21 protein-coding genes are annotated in these 23,174 nt (G+C 63.3%); 14 read left to right on the forward strand and 7 right to left on the reverse strand.

Features of this window, described 5'->3' with window-relative positions:
• The first annotated feature begins 348 nt into the window (after positions 1-348).
• The gene (ppk2, locus tag CAQUA_RS01800) at positions 349-1,254 is read left to right on the forward strand and encodes a polyphosphate kinase 2 (RefSeq protein ID WP_196824767.1); all 906 of its coding nucleotides are present in this window, start codon (positions 349-351) and stop codon (positions 1,252-1,254) included.
• Positions 1,255-1,339: 85 nt separating this feature from the next.
• Complete coding sequence (locus tag CAQUA_RS01805; RefSeq protein WP_196824766.1) at positions 1,340-1,960, forward strand: enoyl-CoA hydratase-related protein; 621 nt, start codon at positions 1,340-1,342, stop codon at positions 1,958-1,960.
• A 200-nt stretch (positions 1,961-2,160) separates the two neighbouring features.
• Here the strand turns inward: CAQUA_RS01805 and CAQUA_RS01810 are convergent, their stop codons facing one another.
• From CAQUA_RS01810 to CAQUA_RS01820, 3 genes are read right to left on the reverse strand one after another with little or no spacing between them, the layout of a single operon-like run.
• Positions 2,161-6,105, reverse strand: coding sequence for a Pls/PosA family non-ribosomal peptide synthetase (locus CAQUA_RS01810; protein ID WP_196824765.1), 3,945 nt, complete (start codon positions 6,103-6,105; stop codon positions 2,161-2,163).
• Positions 6,106-6,109: 4 nt separating this feature from the next.
• Entirely contained in the window at positions 6,110-6,553 is a 444-nt protein-coding gene (locus CAQUA_RS01815) for a MarR family winged helix-turn-helix transcriptional regulator (RefSeq protein WP_196824764.1), read from the reverse strand.
• Between the two features lie 57 nt (positions 6,554-6,610).
• A complete protein-coding gene (locus tag CAQUA_RS01820; RefSeq protein ID WP_196824763.1) occupies positions 6,611-6,901 on the reverse strand; it encodes a rhodanese-like domain-containing protein in 291 nt (96 codons plus the stop codon).
• A gap of 31 nt (positions 6,902-6,932) precedes the next feature.
• On the opposite strand from CAQUA_RS01820, the gene CAQUA_RS01825 reads away from it, so the two are divergent.
• The gene (locus CAQUA_RS01825; protein WP_196824762.1) at positions 6,933-7,838 is read left to right on the forward strand and encodes a hypothetical protein; all 906 of its coding nucleotides are present in this window, start codon (positions 6,933-6,935) and stop codon (positions 7,836-7,838) included.
• Positions 7,839-8,128: 290 nt separating this feature from the next.
• On the opposite strand, the gene CAQUA_RS01830 is transcribed toward CAQUA_RS01825, so the two are convergent.
• Together CAQUA_RS01830 and CAQUA_RS01835 are read right to left on the reverse strand one after the other, a co-directional pair.
• Positions 8,129-9,235, reverse strand: a complete 1,107-nt coding sequence (locus CAQUA_RS01830) for a hypothetical protein (RefSeq protein WP_196824761.1) — start codon at positions 9,233-9,235, stop codon at positions 8,129-8,131.
• A 54-nt stretch (positions 9,236-9,289) separates the two neighbouring features.
• A complete protein-coding gene (locus tag CAQUA_RS01835) occupies positions 9,290-9,766 on the reverse strand; it encodes an inorganic diphosphatase (protein ID WP_196824760.1) in 477 nt (158 codons plus the stop codon).
• Between the two features lie 139 nt (positions 9,767-9,905).
• On the opposite strand from CAQUA_RS01835, the gene dacB reads away from it, so the two are divergent.
• Positions 9,906-11,186 carry a D-alanyl-D-alanine carboxypeptidase/D-alanyl-D-alanine endopeptidase gene (gene dacB, locus CAQUA_RS01840; RefSeq protein ID WP_196824759.1) on the forward strand — a complete coding sequence of 427 codons (1,281 nt, stop codon included), beginning with the start codon at positions 9,906-9,908 and terminating at the stop codon, positions 11,184-11,186.
• 14 nt (positions 11,187-11,200) lie between these two features.
• Positions 11,201-12,235 (forward strand): tRNA lysidine(34) synthetase TilS, encoded by a 1,035-nt coding sequence (gene tilS / locus CAQUA_RS01845; protein WP_196824758.1) that lies wholly within the window; start codon positions 11,201-11,203, stop codon positions 12,233-12,235.
• Here the strand turns inward: tilS and CAQUA_RS01850 are convergent.
• Together CAQUA_RS01850 and CAQUA_RS01855 are read right to left on the reverse strand one after the other, a co-directional pair.
• Positions 12,232-13,338: a CAP domain-containing protein gene (locus tag CAQUA_RS01850; protein WP_196824757.1), complete on the reverse strand. Its 1,107-nt coding sequence runs from the start codon at positions 13,336-13,338 to the stop codon at positions 12,232-12,234. The two genes, tilS and CAQUA_RS01850, sit on opposite strands and share 4 nt — an antisense overlap.
• A gap of 171 nt (positions 13,339-13,509) precedes the next feature.
• The gene (locus CAQUA_RS01855) at positions 13,510-14,448 is read right to left on the reverse strand and encodes a CAP domain-containing protein (protein WP_196824756.1); all 939 of its coding nucleotides are present in this window, start codon (positions 14,446-14,448) and stop codon (positions 13,510-13,512) included.
• A gap of 142 nt (positions 14,449-14,590) precedes the next feature.
• Here CAQUA_RS01855 and hpt point away from each other — a divergent pair, with 142 nt between their 5' ends.
• The 9 genes from hpt (at position 14,591) to CAQUA_RS01900 (ending at position 23,168) form a co-directional block, all read left to right on the forward strand.
• Positions 14,591-15,250, forward strand: a complete 660-nt coding sequence (gene hpt / locus CAQUA_RS01860) for a hypoxanthine phosphoribosyltransferase (RefSeq protein ID WP_196824755.1) — start codon at positions 14,591-14,593, stop codon at positions 15,248-15,250.
• A gap of 212 nt (positions 15,251-15,462) precedes the next feature.
• A complete protein-coding gene (gene ftsH, locus CAQUA_RS01865; protein WP_196824754.1) occupies positions 15,463-17,898 on the forward strand; it encodes an ATP-dependent zinc metalloprotease FtsH in 2,436 nt (811 codons plus the stop codon).
• On the forward strand, positions 17,891-18,547 hold the full coding sequence (gene folE / locus CAQUA_RS01870; protein WP_231375467.1) for a GTP cyclohydrolase I FolE: 657 nt from the start codon (positions 17,891-17,893) through the stop codon (positions 18,545-18,547). The genes ftsH and folE overlap by 8 nt, the downstream gene beginning before the upstream one ends.
• A gap of 2 nt (positions 18,548-18,549) precedes the next feature.
• Positions 18,550-19,407, forward strand: coding sequence for a dihydropteroate synthase (gene folP, locus CAQUA_RS01875; RefSeq protein WP_196824753.1), 858 nt, complete (start codon positions 18,550-18,552; stop codon positions 19,405-19,407).
• 3 nt (positions 19,408-19,410) lie between these two features.
• Positions 19,411-19,818 (forward strand): dihydroneopterin aldolase, encoded by a 408-nt coding sequence (folB, locus tag CAQUA_RS01880; protein WP_196824752.1) that lies wholly within the window; start codon positions 19,411-19,413, stop codon positions 19,816-19,818.
• Positions 19,819-19,822: 4 nt separating this feature from the next.
• A complete protein-coding gene (gene folK / locus CAQUA_RS01885) occupies positions 19,823-20,317 on the forward strand; it encodes a 2-amino-4-hydroxy-6-hydroxymethyldihydropteridine diphosphokinase (protein ID WP_196824751.1) in 495 nt (164 codons plus the stop codon).
• Complete coding sequence (locus CAQUA_RS01890; protein ID WP_331273448.1) at positions 20,314-20,877, forward strand: DUF3180 domain-containing protein; 564 nt, start codon at positions 20,314-20,316, stop codon at positions 20,875-20,877. Before folK ends, CAQUA_RS01890 begins: the two co-directional genes overlap by 4 nt.
• A gap of 53 nt (positions 20,878-20,930) precedes the next feature.
• The gene (locus CAQUA_RS01895) at positions 20,931-22,463 is read left to right on the forward strand and encodes a DUF6779 domain-containing protein (RefSeq protein WP_196824750.1); all 1,533 of its coding nucleotides are present in this window, start codon (positions 20,931-20,933) and stop codon (positions 22,461-22,463) included.
• 3 nt (positions 22,464-22,466) lie between these two features.
• Positions 22,467-23,168, forward strand: a complete 702-nt coding sequence (locus CAQUA_RS01900) for a hypothetical protein (protein WP_196824749.1) — start codon at positions 22,467-22,469, stop codon at positions 23,166-23,168.
• The last annotated feature ends 6 nt before the right edge of the window (positions 23,169-23,174 follow it).

Genomic DNA, 23,174 nt, shown 5'->3' on the forward strand with positions numbered 1-23,174 from the left:
TGCCTCCACGCCCAGCTCATCCGCGCCGCGAGCACACCCGCGCCGTGCGCCGCCCCTGTAGATGCGTGCGAAAATCAGCCGATCGCCACCTGCGGTTTTGCGCTCGAAAATCCGTACGGATCTACACCCGGCCAGCGCAACCACGAACCCCCAGCGTGGATCCTGAATGTGTTGACACCAAAAAACCAATTAGCAGATGCGCATGTTTTTGACCTGCGGGTTTAAGTAGCAATCGAGATGGCACCGAGGAAAAGTGTCAGCGTCGTCAGGATTGCCGCCGGGCGGGGGGTTTTGGGGCGGGGATAAGCGAAAGGGGCGCGTGTCGCGGTGGGTGGCTAGACTGTTCTTATGGCCGACAAAGAGCACAAAGACGATGAAATGCCGATGATTGACCTCGCGCAGACCGAGGGTTACTACGTCGATGATTCTGACGAAGATGATCCGGTCCTGCTGCAGGCGGACGGCACTCCGATTGAGACGTGGCGGGAGAACTATCCGTACGACGAGCGCATGACGCGTGATGAGTACGAGAAGGTCAAGCGCGCTCTGCAGATTGAGCTTCTGAAGTGGCAAAACTGGACCAAAGACACTGGCCAGCGCCACATCATCCTCTTTGAGGGGCGCGACGCCGCTGGTAAGGGTGGCACAATCAAGCGTTTCAATGAGCACCTGAACCCGCGCGGTGCGCGCACGATTGCACTGGAGAAGCCGAGCCCCCGCGAATCGACGTCCTGGTACTTCCAGCGCTACATTGAGCATTTCCCGGCAGCTGGTGAGATCGTGTTCTTTGACCGCTCGTGGTACAACCGTTCCGGCGTGGAGCGCGTGATGGGCTTCTGCACCGAAAGTCAGCACGCGGAGTTCCTGCGTGAGGTCCCCATGCTGGAGAACATGATCCTGGGCTCGGGTATTTCGCTGACGAAGTTCTGGTTCTCCGTGACGCAGAAGGAGCAGCGCACGCGCTTTGCCATCCGTCAGGTCGACCCCGTGCGCCAGTGGAAGCTGTCTCCGATGGACCTGGCCAGCCTGGACAAGTGGGACGATTACACCCGCGCGAAGGAAGAGCAGTTCCGCTACACGGACACGGATGAATCGCCGTGGATCACCATCAAGTCCAACGACAAGAAGCGTGCCCGCATCAACGCGATGCGCTACATTTTGTCCAAGTTTGAATACACCAACAAGGATCATGAACTCGTCGGTGAGCCCGACCCGCTGATTGTGAAGCGTGGCCGCGACCAAATCGGTGACTAAGTCGGTTGTGCCCCTAGCCGTTAGTGGCTAGGGGCATTTCTCATTTCGGGCCACGCCATAAAGGGAACGGCTAGTCTTTAAAAGCGTGCTGATTGAATCGTCCCGCCCCGCGCCCGGCATCGCGCTTTTAACCCTTAACCGCCACGACAAGCGCAACGCCCTTAACGTTGAGGTGTGCGAAGAACTCGCGGCAATCATCGAGGCCTTACTTAACGACGGATCGTCGTCCGACCCGACCAAGGCCATCGTGATCACGGGCGCCGGGACTGCGTTTTCGGCGGGAGCTGATCTTTCCGACGGGGACCCGGTCGCGATCTACGAATCATTTGCGCGGGTTGTTGAGTTAATCCGCACTGCGCCGATTTCCGTGATTGCACACGTTAATGGCCCAGCGATCGGTGCTGGGGCGCTGCTGTCCGTGGCGTGTGACATCCGGGTCGTTGATCCGTCGGCCAGGTTCATGATCCCGGTGGCCAAGATGGGCGTCCACGTTGACCGGGATTTCGCTGAAACTCTGGCGGAACTGGTCGGGGGAGCGCGCGCCCGCGCGATGCTGCTCGCCGGGATGCCGCTGTCCGCCGCGACCGCGGTGGAGTGTGGTTTCGCGGCCGTTGCGGGGGACGTAGGAACAGCATTGGAGCTCGCGCAGGTCTGCGCCACGGGTGACCCGGGCACGGTCGCCTCGATCAAGGCCGCGTTCGCCTAGGCTCCCATCGCGCATTCGCGAAATTCTGCTTTGTTGATGCAGCAGCGGTTTTAAGCAACGTTCTGAGCTGCAGTTTTGCTAGGACCGCCGAAAGTTGGATACAAATTTCGCGAACGAGCTTCCATGGGCTGGCGGTGTCCACCGGCAAAAGTGTAGTCCTTCGTCTGCCTCGCTAGTAAGCCCCGCGAGGCAATTTACAGCTACCAGGGCTGGATGGGGTTGCCCTGCCATTGGGTGTGCGGCGGTACATGGTCGCCGCGCATCACCAGCGATCCCGGCCCAACCAGTGCGCCGTTGCCGATCACGGAGCCCGGCAGTGCGACGGATTGCGCACCCAGCGCGGCGCCATCGGCGATGGTGACGGTGTCAAGACTCATAACGCGGTCTTGGAAGAGGTGCGTCTGCACCACGGTGCCAGGCCCCACGGTCGCTCCCGCGCCGACGTGGCAGAGGTCGGTTTCCGGGAACCAGTAGGACTCGATCCACGCGCCGGGCCCGATCTTCACTCCGAGCGCGCGCAGCGCCAGATTCATCTCCCCGGTACCCAGCGCGTGATTGAAAAACAGCGGTGCTGCGACGACTTCAACGAACTGATCTTGCAGCTCGTTGAGCCACACGAACCAGCTGTACAGAGCGTGGTCGCCCGCGTGGTGTCGGCCCACGCACACCCACTTCGCAATGACCGTCACCACAACGGAAATCAGCCCCGCACCCATTAAAATCAACCCGCCGAGCACAAACGCCATCGCAACACTGCGCATCATCGCAAGGTGAATCGCGGCCAGCGCCAGCGCGATCAGCGCCGCGCGGGTCATGGGAGCGGCAAGACGCAAGGTTTCAATCAGCCCGCGTCGCGCACGCATGCTTATCGACGGCCGGTACGTCGCCTCTTCTGAACCTTCACCGTGCCCGGCAGAATCCAGCGTGGCTTCGACGCGCCGCATGCGCTCCGGCGGGGACCCCCACCAGTTCGAGCCGGCTTTAGCTTTCTTCGGGGTAGAAGACAGCACGGCGACCAGTGAATTCTTGCCCAGCTTGCGGCCTGGGGCAGCGATCCCGGAGTTACCCACAAAACTGCGCTTGCCAATGGTCACCTCATCAGTGCTCACCCAACCATGGCCGAGTTCGTAGGTGCCGATGAGGGTGTCGTCGGCAAGAAATGCTCCCTCTTTGATCGTGGTGAGCGTGGGGATAGTGACCGCCGTTGAAATTTCAACGTCTCTGCCCACGTCGGCACCGAGCGCGCGGAACCATGCTGGGGTGAGCAGTGAGGCGTAGAGCGGGAAGAGGTGCGTGCGCGCGTTGTCGAGGAGTCGGGTGACTGTCCACACGCGCCACCCTTGCGGCGAGCGCATCGGTGCCACGCCCGTGGTCAGCCCAATGGAGCAGATGCGTACCGACGCCCATGTGAGCAGCATCCGCACCGCGAATGCGACGAGCCCGGCAAGAGGCGCGAGAGCGAGAGCCGTTGAGATGTCCCCGGCAGAAGGGGCGACACCGGGCCGAATAACCGGGCCGGCCGCAACGGCGAAGGCCGCCAGCCCTGCCAGACCCGGGATGAGCGCCAGGCCAATCGACGTCGCCGCGTAGATCCATGCCCAGTAGGGGCGGCGCGGCGGCAACTCTTCCGGGAAGCGGTGCTTGGAGCGCCCCACTTTTTGCGCGGGGGAGCCGGACCAGCGTGAGCCCTTCTTCATCGGTTTGCCGCCCGGCGTTCCACCAGCAACGACTGTAGAACCGGCCTCAACGTGCGCACTTTGCGCGATCACGCTGCCTGGCAGCAGCGTCGATCGGGCACCGACGCGAGCATCCTTGCCCACCTCGATTGGCCCGACGTGTACTTCATGGGCGTCGACCCACGAGCCGGAAAGGTCGACCTCGGGCTCAATCGCTGCGCGCGGCCCCAGCGTTAGTAGACCGGTGACCGGCGGCATGGAATGAAGGTCCACACCGGCGCCGACTCTGCACCCAAGCAGACGCGCGACGAGTTTCACTTGGGTTGCGCCGGACATCGCCAACGCGCCGGAGCAATCCAACCACCGCTGCGCGGCCCAGAGCCTGAGATGCTTCGCGCTCCCGCGCGGGAAGGCGACTACCTCTAAGGCGTCGTGCTGGGCGCCGAAACGGGGACGGATCAGCCGCGCGCCCAGGGTCCCGATGGGAATCCGGCCGAGCGGAGTGGCAAAAACGACAAGAAGCGCGATGACCAGCCACCACGGAGTAGAGACCCATCCAAAAATTTTCGCCACCGCTAGCCAGGCAGCGACGAACGGCGTAGCAGCCAGAGTCATCATGGGGATCTGGATCGCGGTCTGTGCCGCGCGGAACCAGCCTCGCACTGGTTCCGGCGGGCGCTGCTCACGCGTCGAAGCCGCTGGTGAGGAATCAGCGATGGACTCCAAACGCGACGCCAGGGCTTCGAGCCGCGGGTAATCGTACAGATCGCGGACCGCGATGGTGGGGTAGCGCTCACGAATCCGGCTGATCAGCGTCGCCGCAGCCAGGGACGATCCACCGAGATCAAAGAAGTCAGCGTTCTGGTCCTCCACAGAGGTACCCAACACGTCCACCCACAGGCCAGCGAGCCACGCCTCTGTTTCTGTGAGACCAGCAGCGTCCACACCCGTGCCCGGCAGCGGCCACGGCAGGGCTGCCTTGTCCACCTTGCCGGAGGTACGCACGGGCAGCTCATCCATCACGCAGATGCGCGGGACCAGGGCCTTCGGCATTTCCTCCGCGAGCTTTTCGCGTGCCGACGACTGGTCAAAGCCCTTCTCCGGGTCGTCGAGGGAAACGTATCCCACGAGTACCTTGTCGCCCGCGCCTGTGGTCTGCACCGCCACCGCCGAGTTGTACACGTTGTCCAGTGCCGCAACATGGGCTTCGACCTCGCCGAGCTCGATGCGCCTGCCGCCGATCTTTACCTGGTCATCGACGCGACCGATGAACTCCAGGCCGTTTTCACCCGCGCGCACATGGTCCCCGGAGCGATACGCCCGCTCCCACGGTTCCATTGGCGCGAACTTCTCAGCATCCTTTTCCGGATCGAGGTAGCGCGCAAGCCCAACGCCACCAATGACCAGTTCACCGACTTCGCCGTCCGGTACGTCAGACACGGTGCCGTTGTCGTCCGTGCGTACAACGCGCAGGTCCCATCCATCCAGCGCCCACCCAATGGACACCGGCTGACCAGGGAACAACCGCGTCGCGCAGGCAACAACGGTGGCCTCCGTCGGGCCGTATGTGTTCCACATTTCGCGCTCACCGGTGGCCAGCCTCTCGACGAGCTCCGCCGAACATGCCTCACCACCAACGATGAGAAGACGGACGTTATCCAATGCCTCGGCGGGCCACAGGCCCGCCAGGGTCGGGACGGTAGACACCACCGTGATGTCGCGGCGGATCAACCACGGACCCAAGTCTTGGCCCGAGCGCACCAGTTCACGCGGCGCGGGAACCAGACACGCACCGTGGCCCCAGGCCAGCCACATCTCCTCACAGCTCGCATCGAACGCCACCGACAACCCAGCCAGCACCCGGTCCTCCGGGCCTAACGGGTTGTCCTGGCAGAACAACCGCGCCTCCGCGTCCACGAACGCGGCTGCGCTGCGGTGCGTCACCGCCACACCCTTCGGCGTACCCGTGGACCCAGAGGTGAAGATTATCCACGCATCGTCGTTGAGGGTGGGGTACCCACCCTCCAACGACGACGATCCCGGCGCACTCACCGACGAGGAAGAAGCGGGAACACCCACCGACGTCGTTCTGGGCTTGAGCACCCGCACGCCAGCATCAGTGATCATCGCTCCGATCTTTGCTTCGGTGAACACCGTTTCGGCGCGTTCATCCGGGTCGTCGGCATCCACGGGCACGTAGGCCGCGCCGGCAAACAGCGTCGCCAGGATAGAGATGTACAGGTCGCGCGAGCCGCTGGACATGCGGATTCCCACCCGGTCACCACGGCCGATTCCGTCGCGGTTCAACTTCGACGCCAGTGACTCCACTTCGGCGAGGAGTTCGGAATAGGTCAAAATGTCGCCGTCGTCAAGCGCGGCGGCGTCGGGGTAGGCGGAAGCTGTAGCGCGGAAGACGTCGACAAGCGTGCGAGGCTCCGGCGCGAACTGGGAGCGTAAGAGATTAGACATACGTTTACTCGGCGTCCTCCGACAAAAGGGCCTGGCTGAGCTTGCGAAGGTGCTTGAGCTGCTTGTTCGTGGACGCGTCGAGGGCGCGCTGCTCCGCCTCCGCGACCGTCACCGCGAGGTCACTGAGCTTCCTGCGTCCCTTCTTCGTCGCAGTAACAATCTGGCGACGACGATCCCCCGGGTCACGGTCGCGGCTCACCCACGATTTGGACTCGAGCGAATCAATGAGGCGCACCATGTCGGAGGCATCAACGCCAAGCAGACCCGCCAGCTCCTTCTGGCTCGCGGGCGCGTCAGCGACGCAGGTAAGCGCCCAAAACTCGCGCATCGTGGTACTCGCTGCGGCGAGGGCGCGCTCTACCTCATCCTTCGTGTGGCGGCGAACGCGCTCAATCTGGAACGACGGGGATTGCAAAAGTGAATCTGGAAGTTCACGTTGATCAGGCATAACGCCGATCATATATGGCGAATTCTGATAGTTGGTAATCCCAACTAGTTGAGGGGGTTATTCGGTCGGCAACCCGGCGTTGATCCAGTCCTGCGTTCCGCCGGAGACGTTGTAGACGTCAGCGTCGAAGACCTCCTCTAGGTACTGCGATGCCTCCACCGAACGCCCGCCGGAGCGGCAGATCACGTAGACGGGTTTGTTGAAATCGATGCGGTCCGTCAACGCAGCGAAGTTGGACAGCGGCAGGTTAACAGCGCCTTCTGCGTGGACTTCGGCAAATTCATCCGGCTCGCGGCAGTCAATGAGTTGCGCCTCGCGCGGCACGTCGGTGGGGTTTACATGCTCCATAACGCTTCAGTCTAAAGGTAAAGTGCCATTCATGGCTGGGCAGACTCGACGCGAACACCGCTTGCGGGATCGCACGCCACGCCGCGCCAGCACCAGGCAGCGCCCTAAAGACGCTGATTCCCCGCGGCGTTCGCAGCCCGCGCAACGACGATCAGAGTCTTCGCACCCCGAATCCGCGCGGCGTCCTGATCAGCGCCCCGACCAGCGGCGCCCCGACCAGGGGCGCCCTGAACCTCCGCGGCGATGGAAGAAGCAGCCGCGCAAGGTCTACGTGCGGCGTCGGTGGACCGCGATCTGGCTCATCGTGCTGTTCATAGTGTTGTTCATACGGTTCTGCGTCCCTAGTGAAGCTGATCGGCAGCTGGACCAATGGCGCGAGTGGGCGGAGGAAGCAGAGCGCGAGCGCCAGGCCTATGAGGCGGAAAATCCGCAGGTGGAGCCGTCAATGCCAGTTGAGCTGGCGATCCCGTCCGCCGGTATGCGCGGGGAGTTCAGCCAGGATGTATGCCGTTTCGAAGAAGGTTCGGTGGTGCCCCCGACCGCCGATCGGGTGTGCATCTTTACCTCCTTCGACCGTCCGTACACTCTTCCAGGGACGGATGCGCGGGACATCGTCGTTCTTGCCGGCAACGACGTTTTCGCTCCCTTGTACAACGGTGCGGATAAACGTTTGGCGGTGAATGCCGGCGACGACCTCTACCTCCGCACAGAGAAATCCGGCGACCAATGGCTCCGGTACCAGGCGCTTGACTTGCATAACCCGTCGCCGGAAAACCTCGACAGTTCACCAGAGATCTGGGGCGACGGTCCGCTACCGGGCCGGCTGCTCACTGTTGTGAACCCCGATGGCGACGCTTCAGCTCCGGCGATCGTGGGGTGGCAGCTCATGGGGAGCGCGACGTCCCAAGAGGTCAACGCGTTCTATCCCGGCCGGTAGCTTTCCACGCACCAGCCCGGTCCCAATCGTTTGATGGACGCCACCCTGAGGGATTTCGATGCCCCGAGGTCCCTCCTCTTCCACGGGGCCGTGAGTGGTGCGGCCAGTCAAGGATTTGTGCGGCCAGCGACCTGCGTGTTTCCGTAGCAACTAACGCTGACTGGTGCGGCCATTCAAGAACCGGTGGATGTTAACGGTTGTAGCCGCTGACTGCCAGCGGTCGGTGCTTGGGAGACGGCCCGTTTCCGCTCCGTCGTCGGCTCGTCGGGCAAGCGTCGGCCCACGCTGGGCTAGAGCCGGAGCATCTTTGCAATCATCGGCCAGTTCTGGGCTACCCAGCCGCCGATACCCAGCACCGCGAGCACGGCAACGATGATTCCTGCGATTGCGCCGGGGGTCAGCTTCTCGCCGTCACCCGAGCCGCCGGTGTTGCCGGTGCCGGGGGATGTGCCGCCGGTGTCACCGGTGTTGTCGGTATTGCCGGTGTTGCCGGTGCCCGTGACGGGAGAGGCGGTGGGGTCGAAGGCCGGTGTCGTGTAGCCGGTCGCGGCCTCATCCTTGGGGCCGCTGCCGAGTTGGAAGCTGCGAGCGGCGCGGTAAATCGTCGTGTCGCGCTGCCCAGGCTTGAACGTGCTGTAATCGACAGTGGTCTTCTCAGTCCCGTACGTGATCGCGGAAATCGTGTCGGTGTCGTTGGTGCCGTAATTGACTTTCACCGACGCGAACCCGAAGCGGGTGTTGTAGGGGTTGAGCAATTGGGCAAGATTGTGCGAAACGACTGTGTTGTCCTTGATGCCTGTAGCGATCAGCCCAGATGCAATTTCGGAGTAGGTGCTGGTGCTAATGATGGCGCCGTCGCTGGCAACCCCGCCGACGGTTGCGGTTGAGGTTCCCTGGCATTGCGATGCGCCCGCTCCAGGGCCCGCCAATTCACATTTCGAATTGAACGGGCGGGTGGTTCCCTGGGTGCCTGGCTTCGGTTGTTCCGCAGAAAGCTGGACGGCCATCTGTACGTAACCACCATCAAGGACAGCGGCGTTAACGTAGTCTTCCTTCGACTTCAGATCAGCATTCGCGGCGAGTTCCTGAACGGTGCCGCGAACATCCTCGGGGTAATTGTCGACCAGGATACGCATCTTGATCGTCGGGTTTTTGTCCCACATCTCGGCGCGGAGCCTGCGAAGTTCCTCGAGGCCCTCTTTCGCGGAGGCGTAGTCAAAGCTCACCTTCTGCCCGATCAGGGCGGTAGCTGGGTGGTTCGTCTCCACGCCGGTGGACTGCTCCGGCACAGCGTGCGCTGGGGCAGCGGCACCTACTACCAAGGCGATTGACGTAGCAGCGGCTACGGAGAGCCGCGCGGTTTGTGAACGAAGGGCAGCGTGCTTTACGACGGTCATGCCAGCACCCTATCAGCCACCACGCCCCCTGGCTGGGGGAGCGCGGAAGCGTGCTTAGCCCTTGAACTGCTCAAGCGCGCGGTCGAGGATTTCCTGTGCCTCAGCCTTGTCGCCCCAGCCGGAACCCGTGACTTCCTTGTTGGGCTCGAGGTCCTTGTAGTGGACAAAGAAGTGCTCAATCTCATCGAGGGTGAACTTGTTCACGTCCGCGATGTCCTGGTAGTTGTCGTAGCGCACGTCGTCGAGGACGCAGATGAGCTTGTCGTCGCCGCCAGCCTCATCGGTCATCTTGAACACGCCAACCGGGCGGGCCTTGACAATCGCGCCGGGCACGATGGGCTCCGGGCAGATCACCAGTGCGTCGAGCGGGTCGCCGTCATCACCAAGGGTGTTGTCAATGTAACCGTAGTCAAGCGGGTACGCCATGGACGTGAACAGGTAGCGGTCCAGGAAGAGGCGGCCGGTTTCGTGGTCGACCTCGTACTTGTTGCGCGAGCCCTTGGAAATTTCGATGATGACGTTGACGGACACTGATGCTCCTTCGATTGGTTTACGTATCGGGACCATCCTAGCGCGGAGTCGTTTGAGGGGGCTGAAAAGTAGTCTCTCAAATCAGTTCATGATCAGGGACTGATTTGGGACTAGGGCGGAGGGACTAGGGTAGAGGCCGATGAAAATCTGGCAGTGGGTAGTAGGCGCGGTGGCGGCCACCGCAGTCGTCGCGACCGCGGGCGTGGGGATCGCGGTGCAGCACGAGCGCGATTCGTTGGTCGTTGCCGAGCCCTATCAGATGGCGTCGCCAGAGCCTTTTCCGCTTGTCGACGCATCCCCACAGCAGATAGATGTGGAGGCGCTGCGGGCGTCGTTAAGCAAGCAGGCCGCGCACGAGGATGTGGGGCGCTTGCACGTGCGTGTGAGCAACGGGGTGACGGGCGAGACGATCTTTGACCAGGATTCGACCTCGCCGCTGCGCCCGGCGAGCGCGACGAAGCTGCTTACCGCGGCGGCCGCGACGCTGACTCTGGAGCGGGACGATGTGGTGAACACTGAGGTCGTGGTCGACGGTGAAGCCGCAACGATTATCGCGCGCGGCGATGTGTGGCTGACGCCGGAAAAGCTCGATGAGCTTGCCGCGCAGGTGCGTGACCACGGGTCTGTCAACGCCGTGTACGTGGACACTTCTGCCTGGCAAGAGCCGACGATGATGCCGGGCTGGGACCCGGAAGACATCGACGCGGGCTACATCGCGCCGATGGAACCGGTCATGGTCTACGGGGCGCGTCTCGGCGGGGCAACGCACGGCGATGAACCGCGCAGCCACACCCCAGCGTTGGACGTGGGGCGTGCGTTGGCGGTTCGGCTGGGCGTGGACCCGAAGTCCGTGGAACTGCGTGATGCGCCGACCGGGGCACGCGTGGTTGGCACGGTGGAGTCCCCGCCGCTGCATGAGCGCCTGCGGGAGATGATGAAGGACTCTGACAACGTGATGGCCGAAGCCATCGGCCGTGAGATCGCGCGGGCCCGACAGCACGACGGCAAGGGCGCCACCGCCCCGCAGGCGACGCTGGACGTGCTGCGTGAGGCGGGTTTTGACCTCAGTGGCGTGACGCTCAAAGACAGCTGCGGCTTATCCACTGAGGACTTAATCCCGCCGAAGCTTCTTGACGACGTCTTATTGCGCGCAACCCAATCCGAGGATCTCCGCCCAGTACTGGACACCCTGGCCGTGGCGGGCGGCGATGGCACGCTGGTGAAGCGGTACGGGGACCTGCCTGGCAAGGGCTGGGTGCGCGCCAAGACTGGCACGCTCACCGGCACTTCCGCGCTGGTGGGCACGGTGACGTCGCGCGCGGGCAACGTGTACACCTTCGCCGCGATCTCCAACGACAGCGACATTGAGACCGCCCGCGCCGCGCTGGATCGCTTTGCCTCCACCCTGCGCGATTTCTAGTTCGGTGTGCGCCCATGCAGCAGGTAAATGACACGCTTCGCTCACCCGAACCTTTTTGGCCGCGGCGTTCGCCACATTTTCTCGCTTGTCGACGATCGGTGCGCCCCCTTACCCACCCCGCCATCATCGGTCTTTCTGGCGGACCGGATTCCTTGGCGCTCCTGGCCGCCGCCGCCGCGGAAGGAAAAGACGTGCGCGCCGTGGTCATCGATCATGGTCTCCAGCCCGGGTCAGGAGAAGTGGCGCAACATGCGTGTGAACAGGCAGAACGGTTAGGCGTCCCAGCGGAAGTCATTGCTGTCGAGGTTCCTGCCGCGCCGGGGGAGAGCCTGGAAGCCCTCGCTCGCACAGCACGGTACGAAGCGCTAGCCCGCGCGGCCACACAGCACACCGCCGAGGCGCGCACCGCCACACCACCTCCGGCAGCTCGCGATATCTGGGTCGCGCACACTATGGACGACCACGCCGAAACACTGCTCCTTGGGGCACTACGTGGAAATCCGGCTGCGATGGCTTCTATTGGGGAGGTTCCTGCCGCGGGCATCGGTGGGCTGCATAGCGGCTGGGATGTTCACAGCGCACCCCGGTTGGTGCGTCCATTCCTGGGCATCCGCCGCGCGGACACCGTCGGCGCCTGTGATGAGCTCGGCCTTGAGCCGTGGCACGACCCGATGAACCAGGACCCATCGTTTCGGCGGGTGGCGGTGCGGAAGCAGGTTGTACCCCAGTTGAGCGAACTCATCGGGGGCGATGCTGTGCCCGCACTCGCTGCAGCGGCCAGCCGCATCGTGGCGGATCGCGAGTTACTTGACCTGCTGATTGACGTCAGCCCCACCACCGACTGCGCGTCACTGGCCGCCGACCCCGCTCCCGTTCGCCGTCGCCGATTACTCGCGTGGCTTCGGGCCGAAGGAATCACCGTGACGGGCTCGCAGCTCAGCGACATCGAGCGCTTGTGCACGAACTGGCACGGCCAAGGCCCAGTCACGTTGCGTCAGGGGGCGGTCGTCATGCGTATCGACGGCCAGCTCCACCTGCATTCCACCTAGCGCGGCAGCGTGCCCTGCAGGAAACCACCAAGGGCACCGAGGATCATCAGAATTGCAATGACGATTCCTACGATCTTCTGCGGGTCGGAAGACAAGCCCTCAATCGGGGTGGACGGCGCGGGGTTGTCCGTCGTCTGCGGCGCTGGTTTCAGAGGGGTGCTCGTCGGCGTGGGGCTCGGCTTAGGCGTAGCGCTTGGCGTCGGCTTCGGAGTCGGCTTGGGCGTTGGCTTCGGCGTCGGTGTTGGCGTCGGGCTCGGCTTAGGCGTTGGCTTCGGCGTCGGTGTTGTCGTCGGGCTCGGCTTGGGTGTGGGCTTCGGCGTAGTGCTCGGTGTCGGAGAGCCGGATTTCACCCCAGTTGGGGTTTCGCCGTTGTTCGCGGCGCGGTAGAGCCAGATGCGTTGTTTTCCACCAGGTAAGGGCTGTCCACCGATTGGAGTATCTGACGACTGGGCTGATGTGTAAATGCGGTAGCCAATTGGGAGGCTTACTTCGCCGAAGCCGTAGTAACGGTGCTTAGGATTCAGCATTTGGTGGAGGTGGCCATTGTCCGTGTTCCATCCGCCGCGTGCGGCGTTCAGATCCGCCAGCTCGCCGTGACCCCACTGGCTCGAGATGCTGGTTTTCAGTGTGGTTCCTGCTGCAAGTGACTCACCCCAGCTTTGCTTACCATTCACCTTTGCCGACCATGTTGAGTACCCGCCGGGTCGAACGTGGTCAAGATTCGGAGTGCCGTGCTGCTCAGCGGCGCGTTGGATAGCAATTCGGGTGAGACCCGGATCGATCGAGACCGCATTGACGTAGGCCTCTTTAGTGGTGAGTCCGTTGGCGCGGGCGACGTCTTGCAAACGCGTTGCCCCTGCCTTCTTGTCGTAGTTGTAGTACGGGTTTTTATCCCACATCTCACCACGTAGTTGCTTTAACGCTGGGAGGCCCACATTTTGTGCAGCTGCAGCGTCGAACGTCGCGTCAATGGCGACGACGTTATTCGTGGAGACGTTCATCTCCACGCCAGTGAACGGCGCAGGAGCGGCGAGGGCTGGGGCGGGTGCAAGGGACAGCGCGAGGGATGTTGCGACTGTTGCTGCTAGTAGTGTGCGGCGCATGGTAAACCTTTCAGGGCAGTGCAGAAAACCGTATTTTTAAAGATTGTGTAGTGGTGCTCAGTCCAGCAGGAGCTGCGGGTGTAGCGGTGCGTGAAGCCGATCTACAGAAGTGAAATGCGCGGAATGTGGAAAAGGTTCCGGACTCTTTCTTGTACCTTCTTTTAACTTCTTTTAACGCGGCAGCAATGCCCCAAGCTGGGGGGCGATCTGCGGGATGAACCGAGCGAGGAAGCTCAATACGGAGAGCACGCTGAGGATGATGGCGATGGTATTCCATGCCTTCGAACTGCCCGCGGCACCGGCTGGGGTTGCCAGCGGATTCAGCTCACCGGGTGTGCCCTGCTTGTATCCCGTGGGTGCTTCGCCCGGCTTCGGTGCGCGGTAGAGCCAGGTGCGTTGTGTGCCTTCGGCTAACGGCTGGCCACCAAGAGGTGTCTTGCTGGCCTGTGCACTGGTGTGGACGCGGTGAACAGTCCACGGAACGTAGACCTCACCGAAGCCGTAGTACCGGTTAGAAGGATTGAGCATCTGGTGCAGGTGGCCGTTGGAGTAGTTCCACACCCCGCGGGAGGCATTAAGCGCTAGCAGTTCGCCGTGGCCCCAGCCTTTAGAAACAGAATCCTTGAGGTTCCTGCCAGAGGCCAAGGATTCACCCCCGCTGGCAGAGGAATTACGGTACGTGGCGGTGAAAGCAGACGTTCCGTCCGGGCGCACGTGCGGCTGGATAGACACCGCGCCGTGTTCAGCGGCGCGTTGAACGGCGATGCGGGTCAAACCGTGATCGAGGTGGGCAGCGTTGGCGTAGGCTTCTTTCGTCGTTAAGCCAAATGATTCCGCAACGTCGCGCAGGTGGTACCCCTCAGGGTTGCTTGTGCCGAGGGTGAAGTAGGGGTTGAGATCCCACATTTGGCCGCGGAGTTTTCTCAGCTCGGGGAGGCCCACGTTCTGCGCAGCGCCACCGTCGAACGTGACATCAAAGGCGACGGAGTTGGAAACTGGAACATTGATTTCCACGTCGGTGACGGGGGCTGGGGCAGCGGAGGCGACGGCGGGGCTCAAAGTGAGTGCCGTGGCGGCCGCGACGGCGGCGGCGAAAAGGCGCGTGCGCATGGGGAACCTTTCTTCGATGGTGGTTACTCTTCCAATATATTGCGCCGTGCGCATGTTTATGGAGTGGGACTAAAAACGCACACCCGAAAGTGCGGACACGAAAGCGGTGGTTGTGGCGCGCAGTCGATGGCACACTGGACACATGGCTGAAGACACCAAGCTTGTCAGCGAGAAGAATTTCGACGTCCCTGACCACCGCTACGGCAATGACGTAGAGGCGGTTTTGATCCCCGAGGACGTGCTGCAGGCGCGCATTAAAGAAATGGCTGCGAAGGTCTCTGACCTGTACTCGGGCGGTGAGGATGACCTGATCCTCGTGTGCGTTTTAAAGGGCGCGGTGTACTTTCTCACTGACTTCGCGCGGGCGTTGTCCATCCCGGCGCAGGTGGAGTTCATGGCGGTGTCCAGTTACGGAAACTCCACGACGAGTTCGGGTGTCGTGCGCATCTTGAAGGACTTGGACAAAGAGATCTCCGGCCGTGACGTGCTGGTGGTCGAGGACATCATTGACTCAGGTCTGACGCTGTCGTGGCTGTTGAAGAACCTCAAAGGCCGCCAGCCAAAGAGCCTCAATGTGTTGACGCTGCTGCGTAAGCCAGAGGTGCAGCGGGCACAGATTGATTTGCTTGACGTGGGCTTTGACATCCCCAACGAATTCGTCATTGGTTACGGGCTTGATTACGCGGAACGCTACCGTGACCTGCCGTACGTGGGGACGCTGCACCCGCGTGTGTACTCGGACGCGGGAGAGGATGAACCCGTGCCCGTGCGCGAGCAGGGCCCGGAGTCCGTGGAAATTTAGAACGCAGCGCACGCTTGACGACGGAGGGGGTGGCGCTGCCGATCGGCGCCGATTAGGGCCCAGGGAGCAACCCAGTAGGCTGTAATAGCTAGAAATGCTTCCGGCAGCCCCGTGTTTGTTGTGGGGTTTTTAAGTCGGGGGCTAGGAAATAGGTCTGTCGCATTGCGCGTTGGTCTATTCGAATACCGCAGCCCGCCCCAACAAAGGACTCCATGAAAAATAAGAACATCGTGCGCTACGGCGTGATCGGCGCGATTGCGCTGATCATGCTGTATTTGGTGACGTTGATTGGCGATGACACACGTAGCTACACCCAAGTGGATACGTCTGTAGCGCTGAAGCAGCTGAGCGAGGACAACGTTAAAGAAGCGCAGATCGACGACCGTGAGCAGCGTATCCGACTGACGCTGAAGAAGCCGATCAAGTACGAAGAGCGTGAAGGCGTCGAAGAAGTCATGGCGCAGTATCCGGCGCGATCGACGGATGCGGTGTTTAAGGCTGTGCAGGATTCCAAGACGGAGTCCTACACCACGAAGGTGACGCAGGAGTCGTTCCTGTTGTCCATGCTGGGCTTCATGCTGCCGATGCTGATCATCTTCGGCCTGATTTTCTTCTTCATGTCGCGGATGCAGACCGGCGGCGGGATGTTTGGAATCGGCGGCTCGCGGGCGAAGCAGCTGACGAAGGACATGCCGACCAACACGTTTGCTGATGTCGCTGGTGCGGATGAAGCGGTGGACGAACTCCAGGAGATCAAGGATTTCCTCCAAGACCCGGAGATCTACGAGAAGCTGGGCGCGAAGATCCCGCGCGGCGTGCTGCTGTATGGCCCGCCGGGAACTGGTAAAACGCTGCTCGCCCGCGCGGTCGCCGGCGAGGCTGGTGTGCCGTTTTACTCCATTTCCGGTTCGGACTTCGTGGAAATGTTCGTCGGTGTGGGTGCCTCCCGTGTGCGCGACCTGTTCAAGCAGGCGCGGGAGAACAGTCCGTGCATCATCTTCGTCGATGAGATCGACGCTGTTGGCCGCCAGCGTGGCTCCGGTACGGGCGGTGGCCACGATGAGCGCGAGCAGACGTTGAACCAGCTGCTCGTGGAAATGGACGGCTTCGGTGACCGCGAAGGCGTGATCCTGATCGCTGCGACCAACCGGCCGGACATCCTGGACCCGGCGCTTTTACGCCCGGGCCGCTTTGACAGGCAGATCCCGGTGACCAACCCGGACTTGGCTGGCCGCGCCCAGATCCTCAAAGTCCACGCCAAGGGCAAGCCGTTGGGGCCTGATGTCAACCTGGATGCCTTGGCCAAGCGCACCGCGGGAATGAGCGGTGCGGACTTGGCCAACGTGGTCAACGAGGCGGCGTTGCTCACCGCCCGCGTGGGCGGCAACGTGATCACCGCGGATGCGCTGGAGGAGGCAACGGACCGCGTTATTGGCGGGCCTCGTCGCTCATCCAAGGTGATTTCAGAGAAGGAAAAGAAGGTCACTGCTTACCACGAGGGTGGCCACACGCTCGCGGCATGGGCGCTCAAAGACATCGAGCGCGTCTACAAGGTCACCATTCTTGCCCGCGGTCGCACCGGCGGCCACGCCATGACCGCCGCGGAGGATGACAAGGGAATGTACAACCGCGACGAGCTGTTTGCCCGCCTTGTCTTCGCCATGGGTGGCCGCGCCGCCGAGGAACTGGTTTTCGGTGAGCCCACCACTGGTGCAAGCGCGGACATTGAGCAAGCCACGAAGATCGCGCGCGGCATGGTGATGGAATACGGCATGTCTTCCTCCCTGGGCACCGTCAAGTACGGCGATGAGGACGGCGACCCCTTCGCGCGCGCAATGAGCGGCGGGAGCTTGGACTACTCGCCTGCGATCGCTGAGAAGATCGACGAGGAAGTGCACAAGCTTATCGACGAAGCCCACGCACGCGCCTACGACGTTCTTGCGCAGCACCGCGACTACCTTGACGTCCTTGCTTCCAAGTTGCTGGAGAAGGAGACGCTGCGTCGTCCGGACCTCGAAGTCATTTTCGGCGATATCGAACCGCAGTCGGCTGGCCTGCCGATCGTTGATTCCCGCTTCCCGCGCCAAGAAGGCCGCGAGCCGGTGAAGACCCCCGTCGAGCTCGCCGAAGAGCGCGGCGAGGAACCGCCGAAGAAGTTCTCCCTGCTCGAGGCATCTCAGCAGGCCCGCGCGCGCAGGCAAGCCGCCAAGCAGGCGGAACTTGAGGGCCGGTACGGCGGGTCGTCGGGCTCGTCGAAGTGGCGCCCGGGACACGGCAACCGCCCGCAGGATGCAAGCGCCCCGGGCCACACGCCGCAGGATGCGCAGTCCGCCCAAGGCGAATCCATGCCGCGCTACGGTGGCCCGCAGCCCCCGGCTGACTGGACGTACACCGGCGACGGGCGCGCCCAGCAGGCGCCGCAACAGGTGCCGCAGCCCGCACCCACCCAGACGCCGCAGCAGGTGCCCGGCGGGGAGCAGCTGACAGGTTTCCGGCTTCCTGAGAACGAGCGTCCAGATCACGAGTGGAAGGATTCCTGGAACTCGCCGGACACACCGGGCGAATCTACTTCAGAGGCACCGGAGAAAGACGCGACTGAGGTCGCGGAGCCGGATCAACGCTACGAATGGGAGCAGCGCAATGACTAAACAAGCAGAACCCAACGGCGCTGCGCCTAACGCAGCAGCGGCGGCAGACGCGCCAGAGGTAGCAGCCGCGAACCAACACAATCCGGGTTTTGACCGGGAACGCGCCGAGGCAGCGGTACGCGAACTACTCTTCGCCGTGGGCGAAGACCCGGACCGTGAAGGCTTGAAGGAAACCCCTGCCCGCGTGGCTCGGGCCTATGAAGAGGTCTTTGCTGGTCTGCACACGGACCCCACGGATGTGTTGGAGAAGACGTTCGCGGAAAACCACCAAGAGCTCGTCTTGGTCCGTGACGTACCCATCTATTCCACCTGCGAGCACCACCTTGTGCCGTTCTACGGCGTGGCGCACATTGGCTACATTCCAGGCCCCGACGGCAAAGTCACCGGCTTGTCCAAACTGGCTCGGCTCGCGGACATGTACGCCCGCCGTCCCCAGGTGCAGGAGAGGTTGACGTCGCAGATTGCCGATGCTCTCGTCGATAAGCTGCATGCTCAATCAGTCATCGTGGTGATTGAGTGTGAGCATCTTTGCATGGCCATGCGTGGCATCCGTAAGCCGGGCGCTGTGACGACAACCTCCGCTGTACGCGGCGGGTTTAAGCGCAACGCGGCGTCACGCGCCGAAGTTCTGAGCCTGATTAGGGGGTAATAATGGCACCGACAACTGTGGCCGACCTGACCACGCCTGGGCGCACCATGGTGATGGGGATCCTCAACGTCACGGAGGACTCGTTCTCCGACGGCGGGAAGTGGCTCGACCCGGACGCCGCGATTGCGCACGCGCAACAGCTCGTGGCGCAGGGTGCGGACATGATCGACGTTGGCGCGGAATCCACGCGGCCTGGTGCCACGCGCGTGCCCGCGGAGGTGGAAGCCCAGCGTGTGCGGCCCGTGATTGAGGCGCTGAGCGCGGAGGGGATCGTCACTTCCGTGGACACGATGCGTGCCGCCACCGCTGCCGCCGCGGCTGAGGCTGGCGTGAGCATGATCAACGATGTCTCCGGGGGCTTGGCGGACCCGGCGATGTACGCCGTGATGGCGCAGACCGGCCTGCCGGTGTGCCTCATGCACTGGCGCACCGACAAGTTCGGTGACGCGGCGGGCAGCGCGGATCACGGCGGGGACGTCGTGGCTGACGTGCGCGACACGCTTAGCCGACTGGCGGATAACGCGATCCGCGCGGGGGTTGCGCCGGAGCAGATCGTGGTGGACCCAGGCCTGGGCTTTGCCAAGACGGCCGAGGAAAACTGGGCGCTTCTCAACGCTCTGCCGGATTTCATCGCCGGCCCGCACCCGGTGCTGGTGGGGGCGTCGCGCAAGCGATTCCTCACCGCGATTCGCGCCGACCGTGGGGTGGACGCGGACCCCATCTCAGCCGACCCTGCGACAGCAGCCGTCACTGCGATTTCCGCGCACCTTCAGGCGTGGGGCGTGCGCGTCCATGAGGTTGCCGTCTCCCGCGATGCCGTCGATGTGGCCTCGCGCTGGGCGAGTGGGGGAGCGGGCTAGGCCATGGCGGATCGCATTGAACTCACGGGCATCCGCGTCCACGGTAAGCACGGGGTGCTGCCGCATGAGGGCGAGTACGGCCAGCCGTTCATCGTGGACATCACCGCGTGGCTCGATTGCTCGGAGGCGGCGGCGAACGACGACCTGACAGCGACGATCAATTACGCGGAGCTCGCGCACCTCGCGGTGGACGTCGCGGGTGGGCAGCCACGTCAGCTCATCGAGACAGTCGCCGCGGAAATCGCCGAACGCGCAATGGCGAGCTTTGCTCAGCTCCACGCCATTGAGGTCACCGTACACAAGCCGCACGCGCCCGTGGGCGTGGTGCTCGACGACGTCGCAGTGGTCGCGCGCCGGTCTCGCAAGACCGCTTCCTTCATCCACCCGGTCCGCGGCTCGCGGGAGGCTTAGCCTGATGCGCGCAGTGCTATCCACAGGCTCGAACATCGGTGATTCCCGCGCCCATCTCGCCAGTGTGCGCGAGGAATTCGCGGGGGAACTCATAGCTGTCTCCCGCCTCTACGCCACGCCGCCGTGGGGTGGGGTTGACCAGGACGATTTCCTCAACCAGATCCTCATCGTCGAGGTCACCGAGACGCCAGTCGAGCTCCTCGCGCGGTGCCAGCGCCTCGAAGCAGCTGCCGAGCGCGTGCGCGTCACGCGCTGGGGCCCGCGCACACTCGACGTGGACATCGTCGCATTACTTATCGACGACCACCCCCTCACCATCTCCACCCCCGACCTCACCGTCCCTCATCCTCGCGCCAAGGATCGAGCATTCGTCTTGGTGCCGTGGGCCGAAGTCAACCCTGAAGCCACACTGGACGGCGTGCCCATTTCGCAGCTTCTCTGCGAACTCGATCCAGCTGATGTCGCCGGCGTCCAGGCGCTCGGGGAGGACGCGCAATGACCCCGTCCCGCCACCCACAGCCTGAGCCACAACGCGACCCGCATCGCGACCCACAACCCGACCCGCGGCCCGAGCCGCGGCTCGGGCCGCGCATGTCCCGCACGTCCATCACAGCGCTCATCGCCGTTGCCGGTTTCTTCGCCGCAGCTGCTTTGATCCTGCTGCGTCGCTTCTACGGGGTGCTCAACACTGTGACGTTCATGTACTCCTTGCCGTTGTGGTTTATGGCGGTGTTGTGTGTGTTCCTGGCTTTCGTCGTGAAGCGAAGGCGTGAGCAAGGTCGCGTGGGGTTGGATAGGTCCCAGCTCAACCCGATGATGGTGGCAAATTACCTTGCGACGGCGCAGGCATGCGCGTGGGCCGGCGCGATCTTTGGCGGCTTGTACGTGGGTTTGCTGGTGTGGATCGTCCCGAAGATCAGCTCGCTTGACGCTGCTGGTGCTGATCTGCCGGGCGCGATTGCTGGTGCCGTTGGGGCCGTGGCGCTGACCGCGGCTGCGCTGTTTTTAGAAAAGTCGTGTGAGGTCACCCCACCTACCGAGGGCGAACCTACTGCCTGACGCGAGCGGGTGAAAGCTCCCGAAAGGTTAACCCTCAAGCTAAGGTGTAGTGCATGACTGCAGAAAACCCCGTCGAGCACCCCGCGGACCACTCCGCGGACTACCTTGCCGAGCACGGTAACAAGCACGGGGCCCGACAAGGCGCACGCCAGGAGACTGGCAAGAGTGGGCAGGCGTGGATGGTAGTGCTGGTCGTCTTGGCGCTGGTGGCCACAGTGATAATGCTGTTCACCAATTCTGCAATGTGGCTGCAGCTGGCTCTACTCGCGGCACTGTGGGCGTCTGTGGTGGGGATCATGCTGGTCGGGCGCTTGAAGCACGACCGTGACCAGGCGGTCACCGAGCTGGAACTGCAGCAGCGCGCGTACGAGGCCGAACTCGAAGCAGAGCGCGCCCGCAACGACGCCGACCACGTAGCAAAAGAGCTGGAACGCACCAGCCAGGGGAGCCCTTCCCCTGCTGACCAGGAACTTCTCCGTGAGATCCGCGAGGAACTCCTCGCCCTACGCGCACGCCTCGAAGAATTGTCCGGCCAGGCGTTCGACGAACAGCGCGTTGCACTTCAAGCCGAGGCCCGCCGCGTCCGCGAGCTTGAGGCCCAGCCCACCCAAACCGCCCAACCCGCTCAGCCCGCCCCCGCGCAGCCTGCCCCTGCTCAGCCCGCCCAGCCGACCCAGCCCGCCCAATCCGCCCCCGCTCAGCCTGCCCAGCCGGCGGTCCCGAAGACCTCCGAGGCATCCGCTACCCCAATGCGCACGGTCAAACCCCGCTACGCAGGTGCGGAGGACGACACGACCAAAATCGACATCGTGCGGGACAGCGCCGAAGAGGACGCACTCAATGCGTTGGTCGTTGCGCCCAATGAGCGCACCCCACGTCGTGACGCTTCAAAGACTGATTGGACAACGTCCAGCACATCCAACAGCGCAGACAGCACATCCAGCAGCGCGCCGAGCAGCACAGCAGACAGCACATCCAGCAGCGCGCCGAGCAGCACAGCAACCAGCGCATCCAGCAGCGCGCCGAACGCTGCATCTGACCGTGACCAGGAAGGTAGCTCCGTGTTCCGATCCAAAGACCGCAGGCCCCAAGGCGCACCGTCCAACGATGTAGTCGCCGGTCGAGTGGGGTCACACCGGGCGCCGGATGGACACAATCCTCTGTCCGATTTGATCCGCGAACGCCAAGCTGAACTTGAGCGCGAGAAAGCGGAGCGCGCCGAACGCGAGAAGCGCGAGGAGATCGAGCGCCGCGAACGCTTCCGCCGTGAGGAAGATGAGCGCCGCGAACGCGCCGAGCGTGAACAGCGTGAGCTACGTGAACGTGCGGAGCGGGAGCGCCAGGCCCGCGAGCAGGCGGAGCAGGAGCGTGCGGAGCAGGAGCGCCAGGCCCGCGAGCAGGCAGAGCTGGAGCGTGCGGAGCGGGAGCGTCAGGCCCGCGAGCAGGCGGAACGTGAAGCGGCGCAGGCTGAGCAGGCTGAGCAGCAGTCGAGGTACGAAGGTGGTCGAGGGCGTCGTCGTGCTGATGAGCGAGGGGGCCAATCGGTCTCGGTCGCGGACCTGATCGCGCGCAGCAAAGGAAACTAGGCAATGCCAGGACCACGGCTCCGGGTAGGCATTTTCGGAGGATTCCTTGACAAACGTTTTGAACAAGCCGGTCACACGGTCGTTCCGATTCAGCAACCCGGTGATATCACCCAGGTTGACCTGGTGGTGGTGGGGCCTGTTGGGGTGGAGGAGACCGTCGTTAAGCTAGTGCCCTTCATTCGGCCCGGACAGATGGTGCTGCACACTGCGCTTGAGTTCGGCGTGCAGGTGCTTGACCCCCTGGAGACGGAGGGCGCGATCGTGATGGCCGCCCACAACTTCTTCGACGACGTGTGGGTCACGTCCGCCGCGGACGAGGTCGGGGAGGCCGCCGTGAACGTACTCATCACGGACTTAGGCGAGACCGCGTACCCGATTGAAGACCACGCGCGCCCCATGCTGGAGGCCGTGCGCATGATCCGTACCCACGAAAGCAGCCTGCGGATTGAGGCCGCGAAAATTCTCACCGAGGCGTTGCCCGATGCCAAGGGGATCACGATGAAGTACTACTTCTCCGTGGCCCCGCCGGACGCAACGCGTGAGGACCCCGAGTCCCTCGACCGCATGTACGCCGCCATCAAAGACCCGCAGTTGCGCAAGGCGTTTGTTGACCTGATGTGGCTCAGCGTGCACCAGGGCTCCATCGGCACTGAGCCCGCCTTGTGGGCGCTGGACAAGCAGTCGGAGTTTGGGCCCCTCGATTAGCGTACG

It is taken from the genome of Corynebacterium aquatimens, assembly GCF_030408395.1.
Classification (GTDB): domain Bacteria; phylum Actinomycetota; class Actinomycetes; order Mycobacteriales; family Mycobacteriaceae; genus Corynebacterium; species Corynebacterium aquatimens.

What these genes read in the sequence shown, in the direction of transcription:
- ftsH (WP_196824754.1), top strand. Translation starts at nt 15,463, where the DNA reads ATGAAAAATAAGAACATCGTGCGCTACGGCGTGATCGGCGCGATTGCG.
- folP (WP_196824753.1), top strand. Translation starts at nt 18,550, where the DNA reads ATGGCACCGACAACTGTGGCCGACCTGACCACGCCTGGGCGCACCATG.
- CAQUA_RS01850 (WP_196824757.1), bottom strand. Translation starts at nt 13,338, where the DNA reads ATGCGCCGCACACTACTAGCAGCAACAGTCGCAACATCCCTCGCGCTG.
- CAQUA_RS01900 (WP_196824749.1), top strand. Translation starts at nt 22,467, where the DNA reads ATGCCAGGACCACGGCTCCGGGTAGGCATTTTCGGAGGATTCCTTGAC.
- dacB (WP_196824759.1), top strand. Translation starts at nt 9,906, where the DNA reads ATGAAAATCTGGCAGTGGGTAGTAGGCGCGGTGGCGGCCACCGCAGTC.
- CAQUA_RS01820 (WP_196824763.1), bottom strand. Translation starts at nt 6,901, where the DNA reads ATGGAGCATGTAAACCCCACCGACGTGCCGCGCGAGGCGCAACTCATT.
- CAQUA_RS01855 (WP_196824756.1), bottom strand. Translation starts at nt 14,448, where the DNA reads ATGCGCACGCGCCTTTTCGCCGCCGCCGTCGCGGCCGCCACGGCACTC.
- ppk2 (WP_196824767.1), top strand. Translation starts at nt 349, where the DNA reads ATGGCCGACAAAGAGCACAAAGACGATGAAATGCCGATGATTGACCTC.
- hpt (WP_196824755.1), top strand. Translation starts at nt 14,591, where the DNA reads ATGGCTGAAGACACCAAGCTTGTCAGCGAGAAGAATTTCGACGTCCCT.
- folB (WP_196824752.1), top strand. Translation starts at nt 19,411, where the DNA reads ATGGCGGATCGCATTGAACTCACGGGCATCCGCGTCCACGGTAAGCAC.
- CAQUA_RS01895 (WP_196824750.1), top strand. Translation starts at nt 20,931, where the DNA reads ATGACTGCAGAAAACCCCGTCGAGCACCCCGCGGACCACTCCGCGGAC.
- CAQUA_RS01810 (WP_196824765.1), bottom strand. Translation starts at nt 6,105, where the DNA reads ATGTCTAATCTCTTACGCTCCCAGTTCGCGCCGGAGCCTCGCACGCTT.
- CAQUA_RS01890 (WP_331273448.1), top strand. Translation starts at nt 20,314, where the DNA reads ATGACCCCGTCCCGCCACCCACAGCCTGAGCCACAACGCGACCCGCAT.
- folK (WP_196824751.1), top strand. Translation starts at nt 19,823, where the DNA reads ATGCGCGCAGTGCTATCCACAGGCTCGAACATCGGTGATTCCCGCGCC.
- tilS (WP_196824758.1), top strand. Translation starts at nt 11,201, where the DNA reads ATGCAGCAGGTAAATGACACGCTTCGCTCACCCGAACCTTTTTGGCCG.
- folE (WP_231375467.1), top strand. Translation starts at nt 17,891, where the DNA reads ATGACTAAACAAGCAGAACCCAACGGCGCTGCGCCTAACGCAGCAGCG.
- CAQUA_RS01815 (WP_196824764.1), bottom strand. Translation starts at nt 6,553, where the DNA reads ATGCCTGATCAACGTGAACTTCCAGATTCACTTTTGCAATCCCCGTCG.
- CAQUA_RS01830 (WP_196824761.1), bottom strand. Translation starts at nt 9,235, where the DNA reads ATGACCGTCGTAAAGCACGCTGCCCTTCGTTCACAAACCGCGCGGCTC.
- CAQUA_RS01825 (WP_196824762.1), top strand. Translation starts at nt 6,933, where the DNA reads ATGGCTGGGCAGACTCGACGCGAACACCGCTTGCGGGATCGCACGCCA.